Here is a 26,266-nt window from a genome sequence, read left to right as displayed (position 1 = left end):
GGCGGTGGGCGCGGCTCAGACGAGCGCGTTCACCGCCGCCATGAACGGGCCGATCGAGACGGGCTTCGACACATAGCCCTCGGCCCCGGCGGCGCGGATACGGTCCTCGTCGCCCTTGCCGGCATAGGCGGTCACCGCCATGATCGGAATCAGCCTGAGGTCGCGATCGGCCTTGATCGCCTCGATCAGTTCCAGCCCGCTGACATGCGGCAGCTGAATGTCCATGATGATCAGCCCCGGCACGAACTGGCGCGCGCGCTCGATGACATCGCGACCATCGGCCAGCCCCTCGACCGCGAAGCCATGTGCGCTGAGCAGATCACAGAAAAGTTTGCGATTAAGGTCGTTGTCCTCGACAACCAGCACTCTTTTTGCCACTGAACCGCTTATCCAATTCTGCCGGGTCGAACTATCCGGGGCGTTGATAACAACTGGGGATGTAGGCGAAAGCCGTGGGCGACACAATCGGTGCAGGCGAGCACGGAAAGGATGATGCAGCCACTCTCGCGCTGATGGCACTGGGATGGCTGCTCGGTGATCAGGACCGCGCTTCGCGGCTGCTGGCGCTGACCGGAATGACGGCGGAAGACCTGCGCCAAGGGGCCAACAGCCCGCGCATCCTGTCCGAAATCATCCGCTATCTGGAAGGCTATGAAGCCGATCTGGTGGCGGCGGCGGATGCGATCGGCACGACGCCGGTGCGGCTGGTCAATGCGCGGATCGAGCTGGAACGCCAGCATTGAACGAGATGGAGTATTGATGAGCGCGACGACTGCCCCTTCCCGCCCCCTGCTGGTCACCGATTGTGACGAGGTGCTGCTCTACATGGTGGCCCCCTTCAAGGCCTGGCTGGACGAGGAACACGATATCGAGTTCGACTTTTCCGGCGGCGATTTCGCCAAAGCCTTGATCGACCGCAAGACGCGCGAGGCGGTGAAGCCTGGCGATATCTGGCCGCTGCTGGGCGCATTTTTCGATACCGAGATGCACCGCCAGACGCCTATCACGGGCGCGGTCGAGGCATTGAAGGCGATCGGCGAGCATGCCGATATCGTCGTGCTGACCAATCTGATGGACGACCGCCAGCAGGCGCGCAGCGAACAGCTCGCCCGGTTCGGCCTCCACCACCGCGTGGTATGCAACCAAGGACCGAAGGGCGAGCCGCTGCGGCGGATCGTCGAGGAGCACAATCCCAGCGTCGCGATCTTCGTCGACGACCTGCCGCAGCATCACGAATCCGCCGCCGAGCATGTCCCGCATGTCTGGCGGCTGCACATGGTGGGCGAAGAAGGCCTTGCGCCGCATATCGCCTGTGCCGCCAATGCCGGGCACGCCCATGCGCGCATCGACCGCTGGGAAGAGGCGCTCGCCTGGATCCTCGACCGTTTTGCTGCAGGCGTGCACGCGCCGGGCGTCCAGGCTGCGGCCTGATTCACAGCTCTTACAGGATAGAAGCATGACCGACACGATCGAACAGAAACTCGCCGAACTGGGCCTGGAACTGCCGCAGCCCGCCGCGCCCGTCGCCTCCTATGTCCCCGCGGTGGAAGTGGGCGGCCTGCTCTACATCTCGGGCCAGCTGCCCTTTATCGACGGCAAGGTCGTCACCGGCAGGCTGGGCGAGAATGTCTCGCTCGAACAGGGCGAAGCCGCTGCACGCGCCTGCGGCATCATGCTGATCGCGCAGATGAAGGCGGCGCTCGGCTCGCTCGACCGGGTCGAGCGGATCGTCAAGCTGGGCGCGTTCATCTCGAGCACGCCCGAATTCAATGCCCAGCCCAAGGTCGCCAATGGCGCGTCGGACCTGATGGTCCAGGTATTCGGCCCCGCCGGTCAGCATGCCCGCAGCGCGGTCGGCGTACCCGTGCTGCCGCTGGGCGCTCCGGTGGAGATCGATGCCATTGTCGCCGTTCGGCCTGCTTGACCGCTGGCTGGCCCCGGCGCCAGCACAGCGACGCATCGCCTGGCTGAGCGAGCAGCCTTATGCGCATCGCGGCCTGCATGACGGCATGTGGGACGGGCCAGTGCTGGAAAACGCGCTGCCCGCTTTTACCGCGGCGATCGCGGCGGGCCATGGCATCGAATGCGACGTCCAGCGCGGCGTCGACAACCGCGCGGTGGTGTTTCACGATTTCTCGCTCGGTCGGCTGACGCTGGCACAGGGCCGGGTCGCCAGCAAGACGGCGGCGGAACTGACGCAAATCCGCCTGCTCGGCCAGAATGGCGCGATCGCGGAGCTGGGCGCGGTGCTCGGCGTCGTCCGGGGTCGCGCGCCGATCCTGATCGAGATCAAGACCGAAAGCGGCCATGTCGCGCCGCTGTGCCTCGCGGTACGCCGCGCGCTGGAAGGCTATGGCGGCAAGGCGGCGGTGATGAGCTTCGATCCTGCCGTCAGCGCCTGGTTCCGGCGCCAGGCCAAGCACATCACTCGTGGCCTGGTCATCACCGAGGAGGAGGCGCGCGGCTGGAAGGGCAATCTTCGCCGCCATCGCGACCTTTGGGCCGCCAAGCCCGATTTCCTCGCCTATGACATTCGCGACCTGCCGAGCAGCTTCGCCGCGAGCCAGCGCGCGCGCGGCCTGCCGCTGCTGACCTGGACGGTGCGCACCGACGAGCAGCATGCCTTGGCCGCCGAACACGCTGACGCGCCGATCTACGAGCGCGGCCAGCCCCAGCCCCAAATCCAGCCATGAGCGAGCGCGCGATCACCGCCGAGGTCGGTCGCAGCATCGCCGCGCTGGATGCAGGCCAATGGGACGCGCTTGCGGGGCCCGACAACCCATTCGTGTCCCACGCGTTCCTCAGCCTGCTCGAGCAATCGGGCAGTGTCGGGCGCGGGACCGGCTGGAACCCTGCGCCGATCACGATCAAGGGCGAGGACGGCAGGCTGGTCGCCGCGCTGCCCGCCTATCTGAAAAGCCACAGCCAGGGCGAATATGTGTTCGACCATAGCTGGGCGCATGCCTGGGAAAATGCGGGCGGGCATTATTATCCCAAGCTGCAGATTTCGGTGCCGTTCACGCCCGCAACCGGTCCGCGCCTGCTGCTCGCGGACCCCGAATGGGCGCCTGCCATCCTGAGCGCGGCGGAAAATCTCGCCGACCAGAACGGCCTGTCGTCGGTCCACGCGACCTTTATCGAGCCTGCGCAGCTGCCGCTGTTCGAAAAGGCGGGCTGGCTGTTGCGTTCGGACACGCAATTCCACTGGCACGACCAGGACTATGGCGATTTCGAGGGCTTTTTGGAATCGCTCACCTCGCGCAAGCGGAAGGATCTGCGCAAGGAGCGCAGCAAGGCGCAGGACGGGGTGGAGATCGTCCACCTGACCGGCGATGCGATCACCGAGGCGCACTGGGATGCGTTCTGGATCTTTTACCAGGATACCGGCGCGCGCAAATGGGGCCATCCGTACCTCACCCGCGAGGCGTTCAGCCTGATGGGCCGGAATATGGCCGACCGCATCCTCTTGATCCTCGCCCAGGTCGAGGGCCACCCGATCGCGGGTGCGCTCAATTTCATCGGCAGCGACACGCTGTACGGCCGCTATTGGGGCTGCACCGTCGACAAGCCGTTCCTGCATTTCGAGCTCTGCTATTATCAGGCGATCGACGCGGCGCTGGCGCGGGGGCTGAAGCGGGTCGAGGCGGGCGCACAGGGAGGGCACAAGATGGCGCGCGGCTATGCGCCCGAACTCACCTGGTCGGCGCACTATATCCCCGATCCGGGCTTCCGCCGCGCGGTCGCCGATTTCTTGCAACGCGAGCGCGCGGCGGTCGCTGCCGACCGCGAAATGCTCACCGAGATGCTGCCCTTCCGCAAGGGCGAGCGACAGGCTTGACGCAGGCGGAAACCGGGCGCACCATCGGGCGCAACAGTCCGTTCAAATCCTTGTTCTTCCTGCAGAAAGCCTGACCTCATGCGCACGATCCGTCTTGCCGCCCTGTTGCTCGCTTGCGCCAGCCCCGCCCCGCTGCTGGCGCAGAATGCGCCCGATACGCGGCTAACCGGGCAGGACCTGTTCTCGCTCGAGGCTGCGGCCGATCCGCAGATTTCGCCCGATGGCAGCAGGACCGCCTTCGTTCGCCGCGCCAATGACGTGATGAGCGACAAGGCGGTCTCGTCGATCTGGCTGATCGACAATATGAGCGGCGAGATGACCCCGCTCGCCGCCGGACCCGGCAGCCACAGCCAGCCGCGCTGGTCGCCCGACGGCAAGCGCCTCGCCTATGTCTCGACGGCGGAAGGCGGCGCGCCGCAGCTCTATGTCCGCTGGGTCGGCACGGGTCAGTCGGTGAGGATCACCGGCCTTCCCGAGAGCCCCGGCAATATCGCCTGGTCGCCCGATGGCAGCCAGATCGCGTACACGATGTTCGTGCCCGCCGAGGGGCTGAAGCTTGGCAAGGCGCCCGAAAAGCCCGAGGGTGCGACCTGGGCCGCGCCGCTCGAGACCTATGACCTGCTGACCTATCGCGCCGATGGTGCGGGCTATCTCAAGCCCGGTTTCGACAAGATCTTCGTCGTGCCCGCGACCGGCGGCGCACCCCGCCAGCTGAGCTTTGGCGACTATCATGACGGCGGCGGCCTCACCTGGAGCAAGGACGGCCAGACGCTCTATTTCAGCGGCAACCGCTCCCCCAATTGGGAAAACGACCCCCAGGACGCCGAGATCTATGCGCTCGACATCGCCAGCGGCAGCATCAGCGCGCTGACCGACCGCGACGGGCCGGATGCCTCGCCCGTCGTCTCGCCCGATGGCAGCAGGATCGCCTATCTCGGTTTCGACGACAAGCTGCTCGGCTATCACAACACCCAGGCCTATGTGATGAACCGCGACGGCAGCGCCAAACGGGCGGTTGCCCCGTCGCTCGACCGGAGCATCGACAGCATCGTCTGGGCCCCCGACGGCCAGGCGCTGATCGCGCAGTATGACGATCATGGTGAGACGCTGGTCGCGCGCATCGGCCTCGACGGATCGGTACGCGAGATCGTGCGCGGCCTTACTGGCTCTTCGCTCGACCGGCCCTATTCGGGCGGATCGTTCAGCGTCGCGAAGAACGGCGCGATCGCCTATTCGGGGGGCAACGCGACCAGGCCTGCCGATGTCATGCTGGCGAACGGGGGCAGGACGCGGATGCTCACCCGGCTCAACCAGTCCCTGATGGCATCGAAGCGGCTGGGCGAGGTGCGCAAGATGACCGTCGCCTCGTCGTTCGATGGCCGCGAGATCGAAGGCTGGCTGACGCTGCCGCCGGGCTATGCAGCGGGGCAGCGCGTGCCGCTGGTGCTGGAAATCCATGGCGGGCCGTTTGCGGCCTATGGCCCCCATTTCTCGACCGACAACCAGCTGTATGCCGCTGCGGGTTATGCGGTACTCTCGGTCAATCCGCGCGGATCGACCAGCTATGGCGCAGAGTTCGCCAACCTCATCCACCATGCCTATCCGGGCAACGACTATGACGATCTGATCTCGATGGTCGACAAGGCGATAGCCGATGGCGTGGCCGATCCCGACCAGCTGTTCGTCACCGGCGGATCGGGCGGCGGCGTGCTGACCAGCTGGATCGTCGGCAAGACGACGCGGTTCAGGGCAGCGGCCACCCAGAAGCCGGTGATCAACTGGACCAGCCAGGCGCTGACCGCAGATGGCCCGGCCTTTTTTGCGAAATACTGGTTCGGCAAGCTGCCCTGGGAAGATCAGGCGAGCTATTGGGCGCGCTCGCCGCTGTCGCTGGTCGCCAATGTGAAGACGCCGACGCTGGTGGTCGTCGGCAGCGAGGATTATCGCACCCCGGTGAGCGAGTCAGAGCAATATTATACCGCGCTCAAGCTGGTCGGCGTGCCGACGGCGCTGGTCAAGGTGCCGGGTGCCAGCCATGGCGGAATCGCAGCGAGGCCGTCGCAAAGCGCGGCCAAGGCTTCGGCGATCATCGCCTGGTTCGAACGCTACCGCAAGGCAGCGCGCTAGACCCTGTTCGCTTTTGATCGAGTCAAAAGCTGGGTCTAACTTTCTGTTTTACCGTGATTTCCGAGCCGTGAAATGTTCCATTTCACTCGAAATCACTCTAGGCCTTCAGGCGGCGCGCGCTGCGATTTGCTGGAGCCAGGCGCGGGCTTCGCGCTGGGCTTCGGCGATCTGCCGTGCGGTCATTTCTTCCGATATCTCGGCGCGGCACAGCTGGCTTTCCTCATGCCCCTTCACGGCGGCGAGGTTGAACCATTTGTGCGCCTCGATCAGGTCGACATTGACGCCGTGCCCGCCGGTGGAGAACGCCACGCCCAGTTCAAAATAGGCGTTGATGTCGCCGCGCGCGGCCGCCGCGAGCTTACTCTCGATCAAAAAGGTCGCAGACTTCAGACTGTTTGCCATCTCACATGCCCCTCTATTGCATGGCCGGTTTTTCCGACGCGGCAAGATTGGGAAACCATGGTGAAGAAATGGTTAATTCGGCAGATACCATGCCAAAAGTTTTACAATCATCGCGGGGCTACCGGCATATTGTCGATCAAACGCGTGCGTCCGATGCGCGCTGCGACCAGCAGACGGCCGGGCCTGTTCGCCTCGTCCAAGGGCTCCAGCGTCACGGAATCGGCCAGTGTGACATAATCGACCGAGGCGAATCCGGCAGACAGCAGGGCCTGCTCGATGCCCTCGAGCGCGACCTTGACGGGCCCTCCCGCCTCGATCACCGCGATGCCCGCCTGCATTGCGCGCGGCAGCATCGCCGCGGCGGCGCGTTCCTCGCCGCTGAGATAGGCGTTGCGCGAGGACAGCGCGAGGCCATCGGCATCGCGCACCGTCGGCACGCCGATGATGTCGAGTCCGAAATTGAGGTCGCGCGCCATCGCGCGGATGACCGCAAGCTGCTGATAATCCTTCTCGCCGAACAGCGCCATGTCGGGTTGGACCTGGTTGAACAGCTTGGCAACCACGGTTGCGACACCATCGAAATGGCCGGGCCGGGCCGCGCCGCACAGGCCATCGCTGACCCCGGCCACGCTGATATTGGTTGCGAAGCCTGCGGGATAGACCTGCTCGACATCGGGCGCCCACAGGATCGCGACGCCCGCCTCGCTCAGCATGGCGGCATCGCTGTCCTCCTGGCGCGGATAGGCATCGAGATCCTCGTTGGCACCGAACTGCTTGGGATTGACGAAGATCGACACCACGACATGGTCGGCGCGCTGCTTGGCTTCCTTCACCAGCTGCATATGCCCGGCGTGCAGCGCCCCCATGGTGGGCACCAGCGCGACATGCCCGCCCTGCCCCCTGAGCAGCGATACCGCCGACCGCAGCCTGTCAACCCGACGTAAGATTTGCACCTTGGTAAAGCCTCCGATAGGGAACGCGGCAACATCGCCGGGCACATGGCCCAAGCGATTCACACTGCAGCACTGGCACAATCATGGGCCTGCTGGAAGGGGCTGGAAAGACCATGGACATGATGACGCGCAAGGCGTCTCCGCATCATATCGTGTTTGCCAATGAAAAGGGCGGCACCGGCAAATCGACCAGCGCGGTGCACGTCGCCGTCGCCTTGTCGTATCTGGGCTTTCGCGTCAGCGCGATCGACCTCGACCCTCGCCAGCGCACGCTGCACCGCTATCTGGAAAACCGCGTCCAGACCCAGCAGCGCCGCGGCATCGAGCTGCCCACGCCGAAGTTCGAGGTGTTCAAGGACGATAATCAGGCGCGGCTCGAACAGATGGTCGAAGCGCTGAGCGGCGATTGCGATTTCCTGGTCTATGACACGCCGGGCCGCGACGACAAGTTCGCGCGCTTCGTCGCCACCCGTGCCGACACTTTGGTCACCCCGCTCAACGACAGCTTCGTCGATTTCGACCTGATCGGCCAGGTCGATCCCGAGAATTTCAAGGTCCGGCGCCTCAGCTTCTATGCCGAACTGATCTGGGAGGCGCGCAAGGCGCGCGCCAAGACTGACGGGATCGAGATCGACTGGGTGGTCCTGCGCAACCGCACCCAGCAGACCGATGCGCGCAACAAGCGCAGGCTCGATGCCGCGCTCGCCGAGCTCTCCAAGCGCGTCGGCTTCCGCTATGTCCAGGGCCTGTCCGAGCGCGTGGTCTATCGCGAACTCTTCCCCTCGGGCCTCACCCTGCTCGACAAGGGCCATCTGGCGGATCTCGGGACCAGCCACATCATCGCGCGGCAGGAATTGCGCGAGATGGTTTCCGCGCTCAACCTGCCGGGCGTGGGCAGCCGCTCGCCCGAGCGCCAGCCACAACTGATCTGATCAGGGCTTTTTCATAAGCTTCAGCGTCATCGCGGTCATCGCCTCGGCGGCGGTCGCGATGACGGTATCGGCCTCGGGCGCCCAGAACGGGCTGTGCAGCGAGGGCATTTCGATGCCTTCCTTCTTCGCCTTGGTATATTCGGGCAAAGGCACGCCGCCGACCCAGAAGATCATGCTCTTGATATTGTCGGGATCGGCCCGGTAGAAGCGGCTGAAATCTTCGCCGCCCATTGATGGCGCGACCTGCGCGACGCGCTGCTCGCCGAACCGGCCTTTGAGGAACGTGCCGATCTCGGTGGTGAATTCGGGGCTGTTATAGACTGCGGGCGTGAACGTATCGGCAAGCTTGACCTCGGGCATGCGATCTTCCGGCACGCCCGCAGCGATCGCCTCTCCCTTCGCGATCCGCTTGATCCCGTCGAGGATCTTCGCGCGGGTCTCGTCCGAATAGCTGCGCACGGTGAGCAGCAGCGTCGCCTCGTCCGAGATGATATTGTGCTTGGCGCCTGCCTGGAAGCTGCCGACGGTGACCACGGCGGCATCCTGCGGATCGAGCTCGCGGCTGATCAGCGTCTGCAGCGTGGTGACGATGCGCGCGGCGAGCACGATCGGGTCCCTGGTCGATTGCGGATAGGCGCCGTGCCCGCCCAGACCCTTCACCTTGATATCGACGCTGTCGACATTCGCGAGCGCAAAGCCCGGGGTATAGCCGATGAACCCGGCCGGGGCCTGGGCGGCATCGTGAAAGCCCAGCACATATTGCGGCTTGGGAAAGCGCGTGAACAGCCCATCGTTCAGCATCGCCACCGCGCCCGAGCCGATTTCCTCCGCCGGCTGCAGGATCATCACCAGCGTGCCCGACCATTCGGCCTTGCGCTTGACCAGCTGCCGCGCGGTGGCGACCCAGCCGGTCATGTGCGTGTCGTGGCCGCAGGCGTGCATCACGCCGGTCTCGATCCCCGCCGGGCTCATCGCGCGCACCTTGCTGGCGAACGGAAGGCCGGTCTGTTCGACCACCGGCAGCCCGTCCATATCAGCGCGCAGCATCACCACCGGGCCGGGGCCGTTCTTCATCACCGCCACCACGCCGGTCTTGCCGACGCCCTCGGTCACCTCGAAGCCCAGCCTGCGCGCCTCGGCCGCGAGCTTCTTGGCGGTGCGCACTTCCTGGAAGCTCAGTTCCGGATTGGCGTGCAGGTCGCGGTACAGGTCCATCAGCCCCGGCATGTCGGCAGCGATATCGGCACGGATCGTGTCCTGCGCAGCGAGCGGCGTGGCTGCTGCCAGCGCTAAGGCGGATGCGGCAAAAGCGCGCGCGAGAAACTTGGCGACCGGCATGAGTGTCTCCCCAGACATGTGTTGGAGGTCAGGCTAACGCCTTGATGCGGTTACGCCAATCGGTTTCCGCCCGTCATTCCCGCGAACGCGGGAATCCTGCTTTTGCATAAACACGGAAATGGAAAGCGGGACCCCCGCCTGCGCGGGGGGTGACGATGGCGGCAGCCCTTATTTCATCGGTCGCAGGTCGATAATGTCCATCGTCGATTCGTAATAGGGCCGCGGAAAGACGATCCGCCAGCGGTCCTTGTCGATCCGCTCGACCGTGCCCGCCAGATCGCGCTCCTGGTCCCGGCCATAGGGCACAAGCCCGGCATCGTCGCCGAGCATCAGTGACCCCAGGAACACGCCGCTGCGCTTCGTGTCAGCATGGATATAGCCGACCGGGCGCTGCGATCCGGTGAGCTTGACGAACTGCCTCTTGTCGCCAGAGCCATAGATGGCGCAGACGAAATCGGGATAGGCGATGAACGCCAGATACTGCCCGCCCAGCTTGTGCGTCGCGCATCGGTATTTGCCCTCGGGCGGCAGCGGATCGACAAGGCGCTTGTCGGGATCGTAGAGCAGCGGGTTCTTCGCCAGTTCACCGGCATATTCGGACGCGCGCACCTCTTTCAGCGCGGCGGCAAAGGTCGCATCGCGCTGCTTCAGTCGCGCGGCGTCGGCGGGGGTGGCGACATCCTGCCAGCGCTCGGCGATCGCCGCGCCGCTTGCCGACAGCAGCGCCATTGCCGCCAGCGCCTTCGAACCAAATTGCATCGAGCCTCTCCCGCTTTGCTATTTGTGCGGCGCAAGGTCGAACGCGGCGGTCTTTCCGTCCAGAATGTTCTGCGCCAGGATGTCGCCCTTCTGCATCGTCGCGCGCACCGCGTCTATGCCCTGCTGCCAGTGCACTTCCATCGTCGCGCGCGAGAATTCGAAATCGCGCATCCCGCTCTCCCATTTCTGCACCTTGTAGATCAGGTGGACGATGTTGACCGCATTGTCGGTCACCAGAGCGCGCACGCGCTGCACATCGGGTTGCGAGCACATGTCCGACGGCAGCATCGCCAGCACGTTGCGCAGCGCGGCATGCTCCTTGCGCAGCTTGAGATAATAGTCGGTCACCTGGCGGGTGCGGCTTGAATAGCGGATGTCCTTCTCGCGGCTCATCACATCGGCGAACTTGGTCGGCACCTCGCCCTTGGCGGGGAAGAGATCGACTTGGAACGCAAGCATGTCGCTGGTCTGGTTCTCGAGCACATAGGCCAGCGGCGTGTTGCTGACCAAACCGCCGTCCCAGTAATATTTGCCGTTGATCTCGATCGGCGGAAAGCCGGGCGGCAGCGCGCCGGAGGCCAGGATATGCCGCGCATCGATGGTCTGCGGACCTTGCGGATCGCGCGTGTCGAAGTAATAGAAATTGCCCGATTCCACGTTCACCGCGCCGACCGAGAAGCGCACCGGGCCGTTGTTGAGCCGGTCCCAGTCGACGAAGCGATCGAGCGTCTTGGCCATCTCGCTGGTATCGTACATGCTGACCGCGGCCGGCGTGCCCGGCCAGGCCATTGGCGCAGGGATCAGGTGCGGGCGGAAGAAGCCCGGTACGCCGACCGTGGCGGCCGCAGCGGCGCCGGCAAAATGGTTGATCTCGCGCAGCGCGTCGCTGTCGCCCCAGACGAAATTCGGAGAGCCCGAGGTCACCAGTTCCCAGAATTCGCGCAGCCGCTCGCACGCGACATGCGGCTCGTTGCCCGCGATGATCGCCGAGTTGATCGCGCCGATCGAGATGCCCGCAACCCAGTCGATCCGCACATTCTGGCGGACCAGCTCGCTGAACACGCCCGCCTGATACGAGCCGAGCGCCCCGCCGCCCTGCAGCAGCAAGGCAACCGTCGGCGGCAACGGCACTGCGGCCGATTGCAGGTCCATCTGTTCGAGCGATGCGGGCATTCCAGTTTCTCCAGGGCATGGGGCAGCGCAATTATGCCGCACTGCACAATAGACCAGTTCGCGAAAAAATCGATGGTGCTAAATCGCACCTTCCGGTGTTACTGTTCGAAGCCAAGCCGCAAAAGGGAACAGCGCCGGACATGAAGCTCGACGATTATCGCACCAGCGACAATATTTCCGACCAGCGCGGCAGCGGTGGCGGAGGCGGCGGTTTCAACCTGCCGATCGGCGGCGGCAAGATGGGGATCGGCACGGTCATCATTCTGGGCATCGCGGCCCTGGTCTTTGGCATCAATCCGATGGACCTGATGCAGGGCGGGGGCATGACCGGTGGCGCGCCGGTGCAGACGCAAGCGGGCGGCCAGAATGCCGCGCAGAGCTGTGCGGTCGATGAAAAGAGCAAGTTCAGCTGCCAGGTGCTCGCCAGCACCGAGGACACCTGGGGCGCGATCTTCCGCGAACAGGGGCAGCAATATCAGCCCGCCACGCTGACCTTCTATGACCGCAACGGCCGCTCGGGCTGCGGCGCGGCGCAGAGTGCGATGGGGCCGTTCTACTGCCCGGCGGACAATGGCATCTATCTCGACACCAGCTTTTTCGACGAACTCGCCACGCGCTTCCAGGCGGCGGGCGATTTCGCCCAGGCCTATGTCATCGCGCACGAGGTTGGCCATCACATCCAGACGATCACCGGCCGCTCGAACGAGGTCCGTCGCGCGCAACAGGCTGCGAGCGAGGCCGAAGGTAACGAGCTGCAGGTGCGCATGGAGCTGGAGGCGGACTGCTATGCCGGGGTCTGGGCCGCGCGCAACCGCGAGCGGATCGAGCCCGGCGATATCGAGGAAGGGCTGACCGCCGCCAACGCGATCGGCGACGACACGCTGCAAAAGGCGGCAGGGCGCAGGCCGGTTCCGGAAAGCTTTACGCACGGCACCTCGGCGCAGCGCATGGCCTGGCTCAAGAAGGGGCTTTCCACCGGTGATCCGGCGCAGTGCGACACGTTCAGCGCGGCCCGCCTCTGACAAGGGGCGCAGCCTTTTGCCCGGATGGTGCGTATGCGCTTGCAACAGGTGCCCTGAACGGGTGCCGAACCACAGGGGAAGACATATGCGCCGTTCGATGATCGCTTTCGCCACTCTGGCCGTGATGGCCTCATCCCTGCCCGCCGCGGCCCAGAACCAGGCCGCCGAACGGCCCAAGACGACCGAAAAGATGGCCGAGGATGTCGTCACCCAGCCCGTGCAGGATGTCGGCATCGACAAGAAGGATATTCCGGAAAACCTGCTGCGCATCCAGGACAAGCCCTATTCGCTGGTCGGCATCAAGACCTGCGCGCAGATTCGCAGCGCCATCGGCGACATGGACGCGGTGCTGGGCGAGGATCTCGACGTGCCGTATGAGGCCAGCCGTGACGAAAAGCGAAAGGCGACTGCCGGACGCGTCGGCGGCACGATCATAAATTCGATCATCCCGTTTCGCGGCGTGATCCGCGAGATTTCGGGCGCGGCGGCGCAGGAGCGGCGGTATAACGCGGCGGTCTATGCGGGCGTCGTGCGCCGCAGCTTTTTGAAGGGCGTCGGTCTGCAGCGCGGCTGCAAATATCCATCCGCGCCGGAACCGAACGCAGTGAAGTGACTTGTTTCAAAATCCTCACCCTTTAGGGGAGGTGGCTCGCCGCAGGCGAGACGGAGGGGAAGCGTCCAGGCGGTCGCCCGGAGCCAGGTGCAATCCGGCTGCCCCTCCACCGCTTCGCGGTCCCCCTCCCCGTCCCGGGGAGGATTTTGAAGGGGCACGACATGCGACGTTTTCCGGTGCGGCGACTGAGCGATTGCCACACGGTCGATGATTTTCGCGAGCTGGCGCGCAAGAAGCTGCCTTATCCGGTATTCCATTATATCGACGGCGCGGCCGATGACGAGGTGACGCGGGGCCGCAACACCCAGGCCTATGAGGACTGCGATCTCGTCCCCAATGTGCTCGCGGGCGTCGCCGATATCGACATGTCGACGACGCTGATGGGCCGCAGGATCGACATGCCGCTGTTCCTCTCCCCCACCGCGCTCCAGCGCCTGTTCCACTGGCGCGGCGAGAAGGCGGTCGGCGCGGCGGCTGAGAAATTCGGCACGTTCTTCGGCATTTCCTCGCTCGCTACCGTCAGCCTCGCGGAGATCGGCGAGAGCATTTCCAGCCCCAAGCTGTTCCAGCTCTATGTCCACAAGGACAAGGGGCTCAACGCCGCGCTGATCCAGGCAGCGAAGGATGCGAAGTTCGACGCGCTGGCGCTGACGGTCGATACCATCGTCTCGGGCAAGCGCGAACGCTGCCTGCACACCGGCTTCACCTCGCCGCCGCGCCTGACTCCCTCCTCCGCGATCAGCTTCGCGACGCATCCGGGCTGGACGCTCAACTATCTGGGGCGCGAACGCTTTTCGCTGCCCAATCTCGAAAGCCATGTCGCCGCCGGCACCAATGCCGCGATTTCGGTCGCAGACTATTTCAACACCATGCTCGACCAGAACATGGACTGGGCAATGGCCGAGCAGATCCGCAGCCAATGGGGCGGACCCTTCTGCCTCAAGGGCGTGATGAGCGTCGAGGATGCCCGCCGCGCGGTCAATATCGGCGCTACCGCGATCATGGTCTCGAACCATGGCGGACGACAGCTCGACGGCAGCCGCGCGCCATTCGATCAATTGGCCGAGATCGTCGATGCGGTCGGCGACCGGATCGAGGTGATCTGCGATGGCGGCATCACGCGCGGCACGCATGTGCTGAAGGCGTTGAGCGTCGGGGCGAAGGCCTGTTCGGGCGGGCGGCTGTATCTCTATGCGCTCGCCGCCGGCGGCCAGCGCGGGGTGGAGCGGACGCTCGCCAATCTCAGCGCCGAGATCGAGCGCGGCATGAAGCTGATGGGCGTTACCCGGCTCGACCAGCTCGGTCGCGGCAACCTGCGCTGGCGGTGACTATTTGGGGCGGCCGACCTCGCCGGTCGCGCTGATCACGATCCGGTCGCTATTGGCCCCGCGCGCCAGCACCACCGTCACGGGCGTATTGGGCAGGCCGGTCGAATCGAACCAGAAGCGCGCGCGGCCCTGCTCTGCTTTGTCCTTCTCTCCCTCGACAGCCGCCTGCTCGATCCGCGCGATTGTCCCCGGCTTCCAGTCCTGATTGGGCAAGGTGCGCGCATTGAGCGGCACCCATGCGCGGTCCTGGCGCGCATCGAAGCCATAGCCAGAGGGCGCAATCCACACCGCGATCGGGCGCGCGCTCACCACCGCCTCGTCGCGCGCCGCCGCGACGCGTGCGGCAAAGCGGTCGGCGTCCTCGGACAGCGCCGCGCTGTCGCCGGGCAGCGCCAGCACGACGGCTCCCGCGACCAGGCCGATGATGAACAGCACCACCATGAGTTCGATCAGGGTGAAGCCCTGCTCACCCTCACCCTTCCCACGCCGCTCCGCGTCGCGGGCCCCTTCCCTCTCCCGGCGGGAGAGGGAGGGAGGCGCGAAGCGCCGGAAGGGTGAGGGTGACAACGCAATCAACCCCTCGCCGTCATTCCCGCGAAAGCGGGAATCCCGCTTTGCTAGGCCAGATAGCGATAAAAGCGGGACCCCCGCCTGCGCGGGGGTGACGAAGGAAAAAGGCGGCGAATCATCCACGGGTGAGTTTCTGGTTCCGAAGCGCCCTCAAGCCCCATCGGCCTTGATGTCCGCATTCTCCGCCTCGCCGCCCGGTGCGCCATCGGCGCCCAGCGAATAGAGGTCGAACGCACCGGTCGTGCCGGGGCTGACATATTGATACGGGCGGCCCCAGGGGTCCTGCGGCAGCTTCTTGATATAGCCGCCGCTGCGATAGCGGCCCGGCTGGGCGAGCGTCGGCGGCGCGGTGACCAGCGCGTTCAGCCCCTCGGCCGTGCCCGGATAGGCCAGATTGTCGAGCCGGTACATTTCGAGCGCCTGGGACAGCGTGGCAATGTCGCTGCGCGCCTTTTCCGTCATCGCCTTGTCCTGGCTGGGCAGCACGTTGATGACGACGATGGTAGCCAACAGGCCGATGATGAAGATCACCACCATCAGCTCGACCAGCGTGAAGCCGTTGGCGCGTCTGCGGCTCTTGTGGCTCAGACGCTTCAACAGCAGGGATCGGATATTCAACATGGGGTCTTCCTCTAGAGTCCGGTCAGGTTCTGAAGCTGCAATATCGGCAGCAGGATCGACAGGATGATCAGCGCGACCGCCCCGCCCATCACCACGATGATCGCGGGTTCCAGCAGCGCCATCGCGGTGGTCGTGAAATTGCGGAACTCGCGCTCCAGATAATCGGCGGCGCGTTCCAGCATGATGTCGAGCTGTCCCGCGCTCTCGCCGCTGGCGACAAGATACACGAGCAGCGGCGGAAATGTCCCGGCATTCCTGAGCGCGGCAGACAGCGATCCGCCCGAACGGATTGCCTCCACCGCCTCTTCCAGCGCCTCGCGCAATACGCTGTTGCGCACGGTGCGGGTGGTGAGCTTCATCCCCTCGAGCAGCGGCAACCGGCTCTGCACCATGGTTGCGAGCGTCCGTGCGAGCCTAGCCGCGTTCATGTCGCGGATCAGGCGGCCGATGAAAGGTAGTTTCAGCAGCAGCGTATCGACGCGATATTTGAACGCGGGCAGTTTCATCGCGCGCCAGAAGGCGAGGCCCGCCAGGAGCATCGCCGCCAGAATGGCCCACCACCAATCGGCGAGAAACGCGGAAATGCCGATGACGATGCGCGTGATCAGCGGCAGCTGGGTCTGCGCATTGTCGAACTGCTCGACCACGCGCGGCACCACCGAGATCATCAGGCCCGCGACCACGCCCAGCGCGACCAGCGTCAGGATGATCGGATAGGCGAGCGCGGAGATAAGCTTGCCGCGCACCTCGGCCTGCTGTTCGAGCAGCATCGCCAGCCGTTCGGTAATGACGGGCAGCGAGCCCGAGCTTTCGCCCGCGCTGATCATGGCGCGATAGAGCGGCGGAAAGCTGCGCGGCTCGCGCGCCATCGCCTCGGCGAGCGACTGGCCCTCCATCACCCCGCCATGCACGTTGGTGAGCACCGCGCGCGCGTTCGCTTTCTCGGTCTGGCGGCTGATCGTCCGCAGCGCCTCTTCGAGCGGGCTGACCGACATCAGCGAGGACATCTGCCGGGTGAACAGCGTCAGCTGCTTGGGACTGAGCCGCGCAGTCGCATCGCGCGACAGCAACGGCTTGCGCGGCGGTGCAGGGCTGACCGTGACGATATGGAAGGATTTGCGGATAAGCGCGGCGCGCGCCTGTGCGTCGGAGGCGGCGGAAATGCGCCCTTCCCGCTCGCGCCCGGCGGCATCGATCACCCGATAGGCAAAGTCAGCCATCGATCGTTTCAGGCGCGACCGCCGGTGGCTCGGCCTCGCGCCGCGAGATGCGGATCGCCTCTTCCGCCGTGGTCTGGCCGGTGCGCACCAGTTCGCGCGCGGCCGAGCCGAGGTTCGGCGCATTCAGGAACGCGTGCCGCGCGATGATCGCCTCGTCGCCATTGTCGTTGATCAGGCGGCGGATGGTCTCGTCCACCCGCACCGCCTCAAACACGCCGATGCGTCCGGCAAAGCCTGTATGGTTGCAGGCATCGCAGCCAACCGGCCGATAGACCACGGTGCCCTTGTCGAAGCCGAGCAGCGAGGCGAGCGAGCCATCGGCCTGGACCGGCTCGCGGCATTCGGGGCACAGCCGCCGCACCAGCCGCTGCGCCACCACCGCGCGAAGCGTCGAGGCGAGCAGGAACGGCTCGATCTTCATGTCGCGCATGCGGGTGATCGCGCCGATCGCGTCATTGGTGTGAACGGTCGAAAGCACCAGATGCCCGGTCAATGAGGCCTGGACCGCGATTTCCGCGGTCTCGTGATCGCGGATTTCGCCGATCATCACCACATCGGGGTCCTGGCGCAGGATCGCGCGCAGGCCCGCGGCGAAGGTCAGCCCGACCTTGGCATTGACCTGGGTCTGGCCAACGCCCTCGATCGCATATTCGACCGGGTCCTCGACCGTCAGCATGTTGCGCGAACCGTCATTGAGCTGCTTGAGGCAGGAATAGAGCGTGGTCGTCTTGCCCGATCCGGTCGGGCCCGTGACCAGGATGATGCCATTGGGTTCGGCCAGCGCCTCGGCCAGGATCTTGTGCGTGCGCGGGCTCATGCCCAGCAGCCCCAGATCCATGTTCGCATTTTCCTTGTCGAGCAGGCGCAGCACCACGCGCTCGCCCGCGCGGCTGGGCAGCGTCGAGACGCGCACGTCGAGCAGCTTGCCGCCGATGGTGAGGCCGATGCGCCCGTCCTGCGGCACGCGGCGCTCGGCAATGTCGAGCCGCGCCATCACCTTGATGCGGCTGACGATCACCGGCGCGACATTGGGCGGCATGCGCAGCTTTTCCTGCAACACGCCATCCATGCGCATGCGGATGACGAGGCCGGTCTCGTACGGCTCGATATGGATGTCCGACACGCCCTGGCGCGCGGCCTCGGCGATCACGCCGTTGATCAGGCGGATCGCGGGCGCATCGTCGGCGCTGTCGAGCAGGTCTTCGGCGCTGGGCAGATCGGCCGCCAGCAGTTCGAGATCTCCGCCATCGATGTTGAGCGAGCTCGCCATCGCTGCAGCATTGCCGTCGACCGCATAATGATCGGACAGATAGCGTTCGAACTGCGCTACCGGCGCCAGCTCGACATCGAACGGCATCGCGAGATAGCGCCGCACCTCAAGCAGCGCGACCGGGTCCGCACCCTCGCGTAGCGCGACTTTCAGCCGCCCATCGATCTCGCCCAGCATCACCACGCCATTGTCGCGCGCAAAGCCATAGGGAATGTCGAGCATCACCCGGGTCAGCGTACGTTCGACAGCGGCTGGCTGCTCGGCATCAACGGCGGTGTCGGCGGCTTCGTCCGGCGCATCGCCCTTGCGGATGATCATGGCTGGCCTCCGGTTGGCGGGAGTTCCTGCTGCTGCTGTTGCTGGGCTGGCTGGCTGGGCGGCAGCGTCGTGCTGTCGATCGGCGCGGTGCCGGGCATGGCGCGCGGCGCGATCACCTGATCGTTCGGCCCGGCGGGCGGCGCAACCGGCACGTTGGCACCCAGATATTCGAGCACGATCTTGTCGAGCGAGGACTCGGCCTTGGGGTCGAACTCGATCTGCGCGGCGCGGACATAATTGTAGCGGCGCGCGGCGATCGCCTGCGCGTCGGCAGCGGTGCGCAAGATGGTCGGGCGGATGAACACCATCAGGTTGGTCTTGGTCCGCTGCTTGCCGCGCGACTTGAACAGCTCGCCCAGGATGGGAATATCGCCGAGCAGCGGAATCTTCTGGAGCGTGCGCCGCTCGTTGTCGTCGAGCAGCCCGCCCAGCGCGATGATCTCGCGGTCCTTGACCGTGACCGTGGTCTTGACCTCGCGCTTGTTGATGATGAGCTCGTTGAAATCGTCGCTGACGGGGCCCACGATCGAGCTGACCTCCTGGCGGATGTCGAGCTTGACCTGGTTGCCCGCATTGATCTGCGGCTTCACCTCAAGTTCGATGCCGACATTCTGGCGCTGGATGGTGCGGAAGGCATTGTCGAAATTGTTCGACAGCGCCTCGCCGGTGCTGATCGGGATTTCCTGGCCGAACAGGATCGATCCCTTCACATTGTCGTTCACCGTCAGCGACGGCGTCGACAGGATGTTCGATTCGCTGTCTTCCTGCACTGCGTTGATGATCGCGCCCAGCACGCGGTTGCTGCCGATATCGGCGGCAAAGCCCGAATAGCCGCCGCGTGCGCCCAATATGCTCTGCGCCGCGTTCTGGCGCAGCAGGTTGCCCACAGCGCTGTTGTTGCTGGTGGTGACGGTGTTGCCGTTGATGACGGTGGTCGTCTCGTCGAGCTCGTCGGCGAGCAGGCCGCCCGCGATATCGAGAATATTGGGCGAGACGTTGCTGAACGGCGTGACGAGGAAAGGAATGTCCTTGCCGCCGATCAGGAACTGCACGCCGAGTTCGCGCGCCACCCGGTCCGAAATCTCGACGATGATCGCCTCGACCAGCACCTGTTCCTGGCGGATGTCGAGCTGGCGTACGAGTTCGGCGAGCGAGCGCTGGACATCGACCGGCGCGGAGATGATCACGGCGTTCGCGCCCTCATAGCGCGTGATGATCGCCTGTCCGCGCCCGTTGGATAGCGCGACAGCGCCGCCCACTGCGGCTGCGGGAGCAGGGGCTGCGCCGTTGGCGGACGGAGCCGCCGCCGGGGTCGCCGACATCGGCGTCACCGCGCCGCCGCCCTGCGCGCCGACCATCATCTGCAGCACGGGCACCAGCTGCTCGGCATCGGCATAATCGAGCCAGATCACGCGGATTTCGCTGCCGTTCGCCGCGCGCGCGTCGAGCTCCTTGGCGATCGCGGTCAGCCGCGCGACCGTCGGCGCATCGCCGCGCAGCGCGACCGAATTGCTCGAATCCACCGCAACGACCGACACCAGCGGCGCACCGCCGCCGCCTTCCGCGCCGCCGCCGGGTGCAGGTGCGAGCTGCTGCAGCGTCATCGCGATCTCGCGCGCGCCCGCATGACTCAAGGTGATGACCTGCGTGGTCGCATTGTCACGGTCGATCTGGCCGATCAGCGCGCGGATGCGTCGAATATTGTCGGCATAATCGGCCACGACCAGGCTGTTGCCGCTGCGATTGGCGGTAATCGATCCCTCGCGGCTTACCAGCGGGCGCAGCGTTTCGACCGCGGTGGTCGCGTCGATCGCGCGCAGGCGGAACACCTCGGTGACGAACTCGTTCTGCGCGCCGCGGCTGCCGACCCGGCCCGGCGCGGACGCCGCGCCATCGGTCGGCTGGATGCGATAGGCACCGTTCGCGGTCGGCACCGCGATCAGACCGTTGGCGCGCAGGGTGGAGAGGAACACCTCGAAATACTCGCTGCGGCTCAGCGGCCTATCGGTCACCACCGATACCTTGCCCTGCACCCTGCCATCGATGATGAAAGTGCGACCGGTGACCTGCGCTGCATCCTCGATGAACGCGCGGACATCGGCATCGCGCACGTTCAGGCTGTGCTGCGCCGCTGCGGGCTGGGCGAATACGAGGGCGACGCCCAGCGCGAAAAGGGAGATGTGTTTTTTCATTTTTCCGGGATGATGATCGCGATGGGAAGGGTTTCGGTGCCGCGCTCGACCTGCAGCGAAAGCCGAGCGCCGGGCTTTAGCTGAGCGGTCAGCGCGGCGGCATCGGCGGCGGAACTGACCTTGCGGCCGTTGATCTCGACGACGATGTCGCCGGCGCGAAAGCCCGCCTGGGCAAAGACCGCGCCATCGCCCTTGGGGGTCACAGCGAAGCCTGTGGGGCGGCCATTTTCCATGCGCGGGGCAAAGCCGATGCCGCCGGTGATCGCGTCTGCATTGAGCGGGCCGGGCGCCTGGACGGTCGGCGGCGGCGTGGCACCGGCGGCTGGGGCTGCGGTCATCGGCGCATCGCCCACAGTTTCGGCAGGCACCGACTGGTCGAGGAACAGGCTTTCGCGCGTCCCGCCGCGTTCGAGCACGACATGGTCGAACAGCACCTGCACCAGCTTGACCCCGGGCGAGACCTCCTCGCCCACCGCATAGCTGCGCTGCACCCCGTCCGAGCCCGCGATGATCGCAGAGCCACCGCCCGACGCCTCGTTCATCCTGAGGCCGTAGAGCGTGAGGTCGAGCGAGGTGACGGCGGCACTGGCCTCCCCGCCCCCGGCAGCGGCGCGATCGAAACCGTCGAAGCTGGCGAAAAGCGCGGCACGCGCGGCGGGTGACATGACATTGGCGGTGCGCGCCTGCCAGTCACCCAGCGGTGCGATGGGCGTGACAATGGTCCAGACGAGCCGGGCAACCTGGATGATGAGCGCCAGAACGAGCAGCGCGCGCAGCCAGCCATAAAGACCCTGCGGGAAAAACCTTGCCCAGCCGCTCTGCTGCCCCTGAAACCGTGCGAGACGGAAACGGGATAGCGAAGCACTGAGGCCGGTCTGCGCGCCATTCTGGGCCGCTGATGCCACGAATCACTCCCCGCTTCAGGCCGATCCCCATGGCCTCGCGATGCTGCTAGGCGCAGCCCGTGACGGTTGGATTACCAGTTTGTGACAGATATTTGAAGGTGATGCTGCGCAGCCCGATGGGCGCGAACGAAAAAGGGGAGCCGGTGCGGTGCCCGGCTCCCCCTTTCATGTTCTGATGGGCGGACGCCCGCGTGATCAGAATTCCAGCGAAGCGCTGATCTGGAAGCCGCGGCCGATCTCATAGGCGTTGTTGAGGATCAGCGAGCGGTTGAGCTGCTGGAACTCGACATAGTCGGTGCTCAGCAGGTTGCGCGCCTCGAACTTCAGCTCGCCCGTCCGGTTGAACAGCTTGAAGCCTTCGCGCCAGACGAAGTCCAGCCGCGGGCCGGTATATTCGACAAAGTCAGGCTGGCCGGCCGGACCGCGATTGGTCACGCGGTTGCTGTTCCACGACAGCAGAATGGTCTGCTGCGACAGCCGTTCGCCGGTGCTTTCCATGCCGAACTGGATGTTGGCGATATGGTCCGACTGGCCGGTCAACGCAAAGCCGCCGGTGCGGAAGATGGTCGAAGCCGCCACCATCGCGCCGCTCAGCGGGTCGGCGATCATGTCCTGCGCGGTCACCTTCACGTCCGAATTGGTATAGGTATAGTTGGCTGCGATCAGCATCCGGCGCTCTTCAAAGAACGTGCCGCCCAGATCGATCAGGTCGAAGAACTTCACCAGTTCGATTTCCGCACCATAAAGCGTCGCCTTGGGTGCATTGGCGAAGGTGGTGAAGAAGTTGTCGCCCTGACGGAAGCCCAGGTTTTCGATCGGGTCCTTGATGTCCTTGTAGAAGATCGCGGCGGTCAGGCGCTGGTCACGTTCGAAATACCATTCGAAGCGCGATTCCAGGTTGATCAGGCGGCTGTTCTTCAGGAACGGGTTGCCGAAGAACGTGCGGTCGAATTCGAGGTCGAGATATTGCTGCGGCGCGAGTTCGCGGAATTGCGGGCGGGCAATGGTCTTCGACGCCGCGAAACGCAGCTGCATGTTCTCGGCCAGGTTCCAGGTCAGCGTCGCGGCCGGCAGCCAGTCGTCCTTCTTGATGCTGGTGGGCACCAGATTGGCGCTGCCCAGACCGAACAGGTCGATCGGCTGAACGAACTGGTCGCCGTCCTCATAGCGGACACCCGCCTGCAGGCGCAGGCTGTCGGCCAGCTCTGCCTCGAACTGCAGATAGCCGGCATGGACTTCCAGCCCGGCGTCATAGGCCGCCGCACCGTTCGAACCCGAGGTTTCGAACAGGCGCACGTCGAAGGTGTAGACGTTGAAGTCCGACAGCAGGAAATCGGGACGCTGCTGCGACACGGCAAAGGGCAGCGGGCCCTGGCCGCTCAGGAAGCGGAAGTCGCGGCGGATCGACGTGCGATCGTTCTTGTAATAGGCATAGCCCGCCGTGAAGGTGATCGGCACGCCGATATCGGTCTCATAGGCCAGATCGACATTCGCGCCGTAGACATTGTCATCGAGATCGCTGAACGCGATGCGTGCGCCCTCGCCCGCCGACTGCAGGTCGTTGACGAAATCGTTCGCGGCGGCGCTGAACGTATAGTCGAAGGTCCGCTCGTACGGCGCTTCGCGCTGCGAATTGGCATAGCTGCCGCGGAAGTTCAGGCGGAAGTCGTCGAACTTCATCTCGCCGACAAACTGGGTGTTGATCAGCTGGCGTTCGAACCAGGTGGTACGGCTGCGATTGATCAGGCGCGTATCGGTGATGCGCGCATCGATGCCTTCGCGGATCGAGGCGTCCTTCACCGTGTCGCGGATGAACACGTTGGTCCATTTGAACTTGTGCTCGCCCACGTCTGCCGTGACACCGAACAGCCCGTTGACCACGATGCGGTTTTCGGTCGTCAGATAGTTGAAGTTGATGTCCGGCAGCAGCGCGTCGACACCATTTTGCGGCACGATGCCCTGCGAAATCTGCTGCACGCCGCCGCGCGTACGCCAGGTGTTGTTGATGCCGGCCGCACCGACAATGCCGATATTGACGTCACCGACCAGAAAGTTCGTCGCGCCGCTGAGCTGGCCCGAGAAATTGACTGGAATGTTGTTGTTGCGCTGAATGAGCGAGGTGTTGGCATTGGCCAGGCTGGCGGTCAGGTCCCGCACCTGGGCTGCCGTGAAATTGGCGCCGGCGGTGATCGGGTTGCCCGAGGCGAAGGCATCGCGCAGGTTGCGCGGCAGCGTGCGCGCGCCATTGTCGAAGCCGGTAAAATCGGTCGACGAACCGAAATAGGTATAGCCGACCTCGCCGGTGGTGATCGTGTCGCCGCCGGTGCTGAACTCGATCTTGAAAAACGGGTCGCGCGGCACCGACTTGGTGGTGAGGTTGATCGCGCCGCCACCGAACTCGCCGGGATAATCGACCGAATAGCTCTTCTGGATAGTGGTCGAGGCGATGACGCTGGTCGGGAAGATGTCGAGCGGCACCGTGCGGCGCAGCGGATCGGGCGAGGTCAGCGGCGATCCGTTCATCAGCGCGAGCGAATAGCGCTCGCCCAGGCCGCGGACGAACACGAAGCGGCCACCGACGACGCTGAGACCGGTCACGCGCTGCAGCGACCCGGCAATATCGCCATCGGCGGTGCGCGCGATATCGGCTTCGCTCAGCACCGACACCACTTCGGGCGTCGATTTGATCACATTGGGGATGAAGACACCGCGCACCACGATTTCGCTGTTGCCGCCGGCACCCGGACCCGAAATCTCGATATCGTCTTCGGCCGGCACGTCTTCGGCCGGGGCATCGGCAGCGGGGGCGGCGGGAGCATCGGCCTGGGGCGCGGGCGCCTCCTGGGCAAAGGCCGCCGGCGAAACCAGCGCCGAGCTGACCATCAGCAATGCAGCGAATGAAAGCGGCGTGAACTTCGCCATATGTCCCTCCAGAAATTCAAAAAAGGGGCGGCGGCGTGGTGTCGCCGCCGCCCCGTAACCGGTCAGCGGATCGCTATCAGGTGGTCGGAATGCTCGGCACAGCGGTGCAAGCCGGGGTCGAGCTGTAGAGGCCGCAGGTCCAGCCCTGGAAGCGCGTGTCAGCCGCATCGCGCACCGCACCGATATAGGTGACGGCGGTGTAGAAGCTGTTGATCGCGGTCACGTTGAACACCGGACGCGCGGTTTCGTTCGCGCCGTTGATGAAGATGCCCGACAGCGTCGAGGTGCCGTTGGTGGTGTTGTTGGTGCCACCGGTGAACAGCGCCTGGATCGCCGCGACGGTGACGTTGCCATCGTCGGTAAAGGCGTTGGGGCAGCTGAGGAACACCGATTCGAAGCGCGGCGGACCAGCTTCGTCGCCTGCGCCCGCGGTGCCGGTTGGCTGCACGGTCACGGCCGAGTCGACATCGAGACACCAGCCGGGACCGGTAATGACGCTGTTGAACGCGGCAAAGTCCATGCCGCCACGCAGCAGGATCGCGGCTTCGTCAGCCGTGGTCTGGGTCGATACGAAGGTCGCGTTCGACATCGACCAGGCGGTGCGCGGCTCGGCCTGCTCGTTGCCGTTCGAATCGCCTTCGATCACGTGGTTGGCGCTGGCGGTCTGGATGCCGAGCAGGAACTGGTTGAAGCCCTTGTAGCCGAGGTCCATGTCGAACGTGTCGTCGTCATTGCCCAGCCCGACCAGGTTGCGGCCGTTGACGCGTCCGCCGAACCATTCGATGCCGTCGTCCGAGCTGTTATAGACCTGCACGTTCTGGAAGAAGGTGCCCGAGCCGACGCCTGCCAGCGTGATGCCGTTGAGCTCGTTGCCCGGCTGGACCTCGAAGCCCGAATAGCGGACCTGGAAGAAGGCGATGCGGCCGCTATTGTCGGTCGGCACCGCGCCGCCATAGTTGGCGTTGGTACCTTCCACCACACCCGAGCAATCGGTGCGGGTGCCGCCGGGGTTGGTCGGCGAACCGGTGGCGCAGTCGGACAGCGGCGCACGGCCGAGGATCACGACACCGCCCCACAGGCCCTTGGAATTGGCCGTTGCGGTTCCGGTGATGTTGTCACGCGCGGTGAAGATGATCGGACGATCGGCGGTGCCTTCGGCGAACAGCTGCGAGCCGCGATTGACCAGCAGGAAGTCGGCGCCCGACGAACCGAAGAAGGTCACGCCCGGCTCGATGGTCAGAATGGCGGGGGTGCCGGTGCTGGCGGTGGGGCCAACATCGATGCCGACCTGGACGCGGCCCGATAGCGAATAGATGGTGCCGGCGCGACGCGGGATCACCAGGTTGGTGGTGATGGTGCCCGAAAGCTGGCAGTTGCGGACGACCGCGCCGCCGCCGGTGGTGATGGTGCCGACATTGGCGGTGCCATTGGGGCAGTCGGCAGCCGGGCCGGTGGGGGTCGGCGTCGGGGTCGGCGTCGGAGTCGGAGCCGGGGCAGGTGCCGGAGCGGGGGCGGGAACGACGATGGTGCCTTCGCCGGGCGAGGCGACATCATCAGCACCGCAGGCCGAAACCGCGAGCGCGGCCACCGAAACCATCAGGACCGAACGAACACGTGCATTAAGCATCTTGGAATCTCCGCAAATCAGGACAGCGATCGCTGTCAGCCTTTTGAGGAACGAGCGGAGATGAGCTGATTCCACCCCCTGGAACACCGTTCGGGGCGGCAGATAGGCAGCCATGATGACCCGGCGGGGCCATTTC

24 protein-coding genes are annotated in these 26,266 nt (G+C 65.3%); 10 read left to right on the top strand and 14 right to left on the bottom strand.

The window, feature by feature from the left end; all coding sequences use genetic code 11:
- Positions 1 to 15: 15 nt before the first annotated feature.
- Positions 16 to 378, bottom strand: coding sequence for a response regulator (locus tag OPU69_RS06250; protein ID WP_060978716.1), 363 nt, complete (start codon positions 376 to 378; stop codon positions 16 to 18).
- A 74-nt stretch (positions 379 to 452) separates the two neighbouring features.
- Between OPU69_RS06250 and OPU69_RS06245 the strand changes: the two genes are divergently transcribed.
- The 6 genes from OPU69_RS06245 (at position 453) to OPU69_RS06220 (ending at position 5,965) form a co-directional block, all read left to right on the top strand.
- Positions 453 to 743 (top strand): DUF3572 family protein, encoded by a 291-nt coding sequence (locus OPU69_RS06245; protein ID WP_060978717.1) that lies wholly within the window; start codon positions 453 to 455, stop codon positions 741 to 743.
- A 16-nt stretch (positions 744 to 759) separates the two neighbouring features.
- The gene (locus OPU69_RS06240) at positions 760 to 1,431 is read left to right on the top strand and encodes a hypothetical protein (RefSeq protein WP_060978718.1); all 672 of its coding nucleotides are present in this window, start codon (positions 760 to 762) and stop codon (positions 1,429 to 1,431) included.
- A gap of 25 nt (positions 1,432 to 1,456) precedes the next feature.
- Positions 1,457 to 1,924, top strand: a complete 468-nt coding sequence (locus OPU69_RS06235) for a RidA family protein (protein WP_498509819.1) — start codon at positions 1,457 to 1,459, stop codon at positions 1,922 to 1,924.
- A complete protein-coding gene (locus OPU69_RS06230; protein WP_498509817.1) occupies positions 1,896 to 2,693 on the top strand; it encodes a glycerophosphodiester phosphodiesterase family protein in 798 nt (265 codons plus the stop codon). Before OPU69_RS06235 ends, OPU69_RS06230 begins: the two co-directional genes overlap by 29 nt.
- Positions 2,690 to 3,838, top strand: a complete 1,149-nt coding sequence (locus tag OPU69_RS06225) for a GNAT family N-acetyltransferase (protein WP_498509815.1) — start codon at positions 2,690 to 2,692, stop codon at positions 3,836 to 3,838. Before OPU69_RS06230 ends, OPU69_RS06225 begins: the two co-directional genes overlap by 4 nt.
- Before the next feature lie 78 nt (positions 3,839 to 3,916).
- Entirely contained in the window at positions 3,917 to 5,965 is a 2,049-nt protein-coding gene (locus OPU69_RS06220) for a S9 family peptidase (protein ID WP_498509813.1), read from the top strand.
- Between the two features lie 105 nt (positions 5,966 to 6,070).
- Here OPU69_RS06220 and OPU69_RS06215 read toward each other — a convergent pair whose 3' ends face one another.
- On the bottom strand, positions 6,071 to 6,367 hold the full coding sequence (locus tag OPU69_RS06215) for an SEL1-like repeat protein (protein WP_023839049.1): 297 nt from the start codon (positions 6,365 to 6,367) through the stop codon (positions 6,071 to 6,073).
- A 107-nt stretch (positions 6,368 to 6,474) separates the two neighbouring features.
- The gene (gene panC / locus OPU69_RS06210) at positions 6,475 to 7,320 is read right to left on the bottom strand and encodes a pantoate--beta-alanine ligase (protein WP_060978756.1); all 846 of its coding nucleotides are present in this window, start codon (positions 7,318 to 7,320) and stop codon (positions 6,475 to 6,477) included.
- A 113-nt stretch (positions 7,321 to 7,433) separates the two neighbouring features.
- Between panC and OPU69_RS06205 the strand changes: the two genes are divergently transcribed.
- Positions 7,434 to 8,252 (top strand): division plane positioning ATPase MipZ, encoded by an 819-nt coding sequence (locus tag OPU69_RS06205; protein WP_171007814.1) that lies wholly within the window; start codon positions 7,434 to 7,436, stop codon positions 8,250 to 8,252.
- Here the strand turns inward: OPU69_RS06205 and OPU69_RS06200 are convergent, their stop codons facing one another.
- From OPU69_RS06200 to OPU69_RS06190, 3 genes are all read right to left on the bottom strand, one after another.
- Positions 8,253 to 9,590: an amidohydrolase gene (locus OPU69_RS06200; protein ID WP_498509811.1), complete on the bottom strand. Its 1,338-nt coding sequence runs from the start codon at positions 9,588 to 9,590 to the stop codon at positions 8,253 to 8,255.
- Between the two features lie 168 nt (positions 9,591 to 9,758).
- Positions 9,759 to 10,349 (bottom strand): DUF4893 domain-containing protein, encoded by a 591-nt coding sequence (locus tag OPU69_RS06195; RefSeq protein WP_498509809.1) that lies wholly within the window; start codon positions 10,347 to 10,349, stop codon positions 9,759 to 9,761.
- 18 nt (positions 10,350 to 10,367) lie between these two features.
- On the bottom strand, positions 10,368 to 11,522 hold the full coding sequence (locus tag OPU69_RS06190; protein ID WP_060978725.1) for a patatin-like phospholipase family protein: 1,155 nt from the start codon (positions 11,520 to 11,522) through the stop codon (positions 10,368 to 10,370).
- Between the two features lie 140 nt (positions 11,523 to 11,662).
- Here OPU69_RS06190 and ypfJ point away from each other — a divergent pair, with 140 nt between their 5' ends.
- The 3 genes from ypfJ to OPU69_RS06175 all read left to right on the top strand — a co-directional run bounded on the left by ypfJ (position 11,663) and on the right by OPU69_RS06175 (position 14,485).
- Entirely contained in the window at positions 11,663 to 12,544 is an 882-nt protein-coding gene (ypfJ, locus tag OPU69_RS06185) for a KPN_02809 family neutral zinc metallopeptidase (RefSeq protein WP_498509916.1), read from the top strand.
- Positions 12,545 to 12,629: 85 nt separating this feature from the next.
- Positions 12,630 to 13,157, top strand: a complete 528-nt coding sequence (locus tag OPU69_RS06180; protein ID WP_498509807.1) for a hypothetical protein — start codon at positions 12,630 to 12,632, stop codon at positions 13,155 to 13,157.
- 161 nt (positions 13,158 to 13,318) lie between these two features.
- Positions 13,319 to 14,485, top strand: a complete 1,167-nt coding sequence (locus OPU69_RS06175) for an alpha-hydroxy acid oxidase (RefSeq protein WP_498509805.1) — start codon at positions 13,319 to 13,321, stop codon at positions 14,483 to 14,485.
- Here OPU69_RS06175 and gspH read toward each other — a convergent pair whose 3' ends face one another.
- The 8 genes from gspH to OPU69_RS06135 form a co-directional block, all read right to left on the bottom strand.
- Positions 14,486 to 15,178, bottom strand: a complete 693-nt coding sequence (gene gspH / locus OPU69_RS06170; protein ID WP_498509803.1) for a type II secretion system minor pseudopilin GspH — start codon at positions 15,176 to 15,178, stop codon at positions 14,486 to 14,488. It lies immediately after the preceding gene.
- 27 nt (positions 15,179 to 15,205) lie between these two features.
- A complete protein-coding gene (gene gspG, locus OPU69_RS06165; RefSeq protein ID WP_498509801.1) occupies positions 15,206 to 15,676 on the bottom strand; it encodes a type II secretion system major pseudopilin GspG in 471 nt (156 codons plus the stop codon).
- An 11-nt stretch (positions 15,677 to 15,687) separates the two neighbouring features.
- Positions 15,688 to 16,896 carry a type II secretion system inner membrane protein GspF gene (gene gspF / locus OPU69_RS06160; RefSeq protein ID WP_498509800.1) on the bottom strand — a complete coding sequence of 403 codons (1,209 nt, stop codon included), beginning with the start codon at positions 16,894 to 16,896 and terminating at the stop codon, positions 15,688 to 15,690.
- Complete coding sequence (gene gspE, locus OPU69_RS06155) at positions 16,889 to 18,388, bottom strand: type II secretion system ATPase GspE (RefSeq protein WP_060978759.1); 1,500 nt, start codon at positions 18,386 to 18,388, stop codon at positions 16,889 to 16,891. The genes gspF and gspE overlap by 8 nt, the downstream gene beginning before the upstream one ends.
- Positions 18,389 to 18,480: 92 nt before the next feature.
- Positions 18,481 to 20,676 carry a type II secretion system secretin GspD gene (gspD, locus tag OPU69_RS06150; RefSeq protein ID WP_498509798.1) on the bottom strand — a complete coding sequence of 732 codons (2,196 nt, stop codon included), beginning with the start codon at positions 20,674 to 20,676 and terminating at the stop codon, positions 18,481 to 18,483.
- Entirely contained in the window at positions 20,673 to 21,581 is a 909-nt protein-coding gene (locus OPU69_RS06145) for a type II secretion system protein N (RefSeq protein ID WP_081097042.1), read from the bottom strand. The genes gspD and OPU69_RS06145 overlap by 4 nt, the downstream gene beginning before the upstream one ends.
- A gap of 195 nt (positions 21,582 to 21,776) precedes the next feature.
- Positions 21,777 to 24,503 carry a TonB-dependent receptor domain-containing protein gene (locus OPU69_RS06140; RefSeq protein ID WP_498509796.1) on the bottom strand — a complete coding sequence of 909 codons (2,727 nt, stop codon included), beginning with the start codon at positions 24,501 to 24,503 and terminating at the stop codon, positions 21,777 to 21,779.
- A gap of 76 nt (positions 24,504 to 24,579) precedes the next feature.
- Positions 24,580 to 26,130, bottom strand: a complete 1,551-nt coding sequence (locus OPU69_RS06135; RefSeq protein ID WP_498509794.1) for a beta-helix domain-containing protein — start codon at positions 26,128 to 26,130, stop codon at positions 24,580 to 24,582.
- Positions 26,131 to 26,266: the final 136 nt, after the last annotated feature.

The sequence above is a fragment of the Blastomonas sp. 34TW genome (genome assembly GCF_059803595.1).
The sequence above is the reverse complement of the archived record's forward strand: the minus strand, read 5'-3'. Positions and strand labels throughout refer to the sequence as shown.

Coding starts and splice junctions, on each gene's coding strand:
- gspE (WP_060978759.1), bottom strand. CDS start 18,388: ATGCTCGACATTCCCTATGGCTTTGCGCGCGACAATGGCGTGGTGATG.
- OPU69_RS06180 (WP_498509807.1), top strand. CDS start 12,630: ATGCGCCGTTCGATGATCGCTTTCGCCACTCTGGCCGTGATGGCCTCA.
- OPU69_RS06135 (WP_498509794.1), bottom strand. CDS start 26,130: ATGCTTAATGCACGTGTTCGTTCGGTCCTGATGGTTTCGGTGGCCGCG.
- OPU69_RS06200 (WP_498509811.1), bottom strand. CDS start 9,590: ATGCCGGTCGCCAAGTTTCTCGCGCGCGCTTTTGCCGCATCCGCCTTA.
- OPU69_RS06140 (WP_498509796.1), bottom strand. CDS start 24,503: ATGGCGAAGTTCACGCCGCTTTCATTCGCTGCATTGCTGATGGTCAGC.
- OPU69_RS06175 (WP_498509805.1), top strand. CDS start 13,319: ATGCGACGTTTTCCGGTGCGGCGACTGAGCGATTGCCACACGGTCGAT.
- gspD (WP_498509798.1), bottom strand. CDS start 20,676: ATGAAAAAACACATCTCCCTTTTCGCGCTGGGCGTCGCCCTCGTATTC.
- OPU69_RS06190 (WP_060978725.1), bottom strand. CDS start 11,522: ATGCCCGCATCGCTCGAACAGATGGACCTGCAATCGGCCGCAGTGCCG.
- gspG (WP_498509801.1), bottom strand. CDS start 15,676: ATGTTGAATATCCGATCCCTGCTGTTGAAGCGTCTGAGCCACAAGAGC.
- OPU69_RS06205 (WP_171007814.1), top strand. CDS start 7,434: ATGGACATGATGACGCGCAAGGCGTCTCCGCATCATATCGTGTTTGCC.
- OPU69_RS06240 (WP_060978718.1), top strand. CDS start 760: ATGAGCGCGACGACTGCCCCTTCCCGCCCCCTGCTGGTCACCGATTGT.
- OPU69_RS06215 (WP_023839049.1), bottom strand. CDS start 6,367: ATGGCAAACAGTCTGAAGTCTGCGACCTTTTTGATCGAGAGTAAGCTC.
- gspF (WP_498509800.1), bottom strand. CDS start 16,896: ATGGCTGACTTTGCCTATCGGGTGATCGATGCCGCCGGGCGCGAGCGG.
- OPU69_RS06230 (WP_498509817.1), top strand. CDS start 1,896: ATGCCATTGTCGCCGTTCGGCCTGCTTGACCGCTGGCTGGCCCCGGCG.
- OPU69_RS06220 (WP_498509813.1), top strand. CDS start 3,917: ATGCGCACGATCCGTCTTGCCGCCCTGTTGCTCGCTTGCGCCAGCCCC.
- ypfJ (WP_498509916.1), top strand. CDS start 11,663: ATGAAGCTCGACGATTATCGCACCAGCGACAATATTTCCGACCAGCGC.
- OPU69_RS06195 (WP_498509809.1), bottom strand. CDS start 10,349: ATGCAATTTGGTTCGAAGGCGCTGGCGGCAATGGCGCTGCTGTCGGCA.
- OPU69_RS06235 (WP_498509819.1), top strand. CDS start 1,457: ATGACCGACACGATCGAACAGAAACTCGCCGAACTGGGCCTGGAACTG.
- OPU69_RS06225 (WP_498509815.1), top strand. CDS start 2,690: ATGAGCGAGCGCGCGATCACCGCCGAGGTCGGTCGCAGCATCGCCGCG.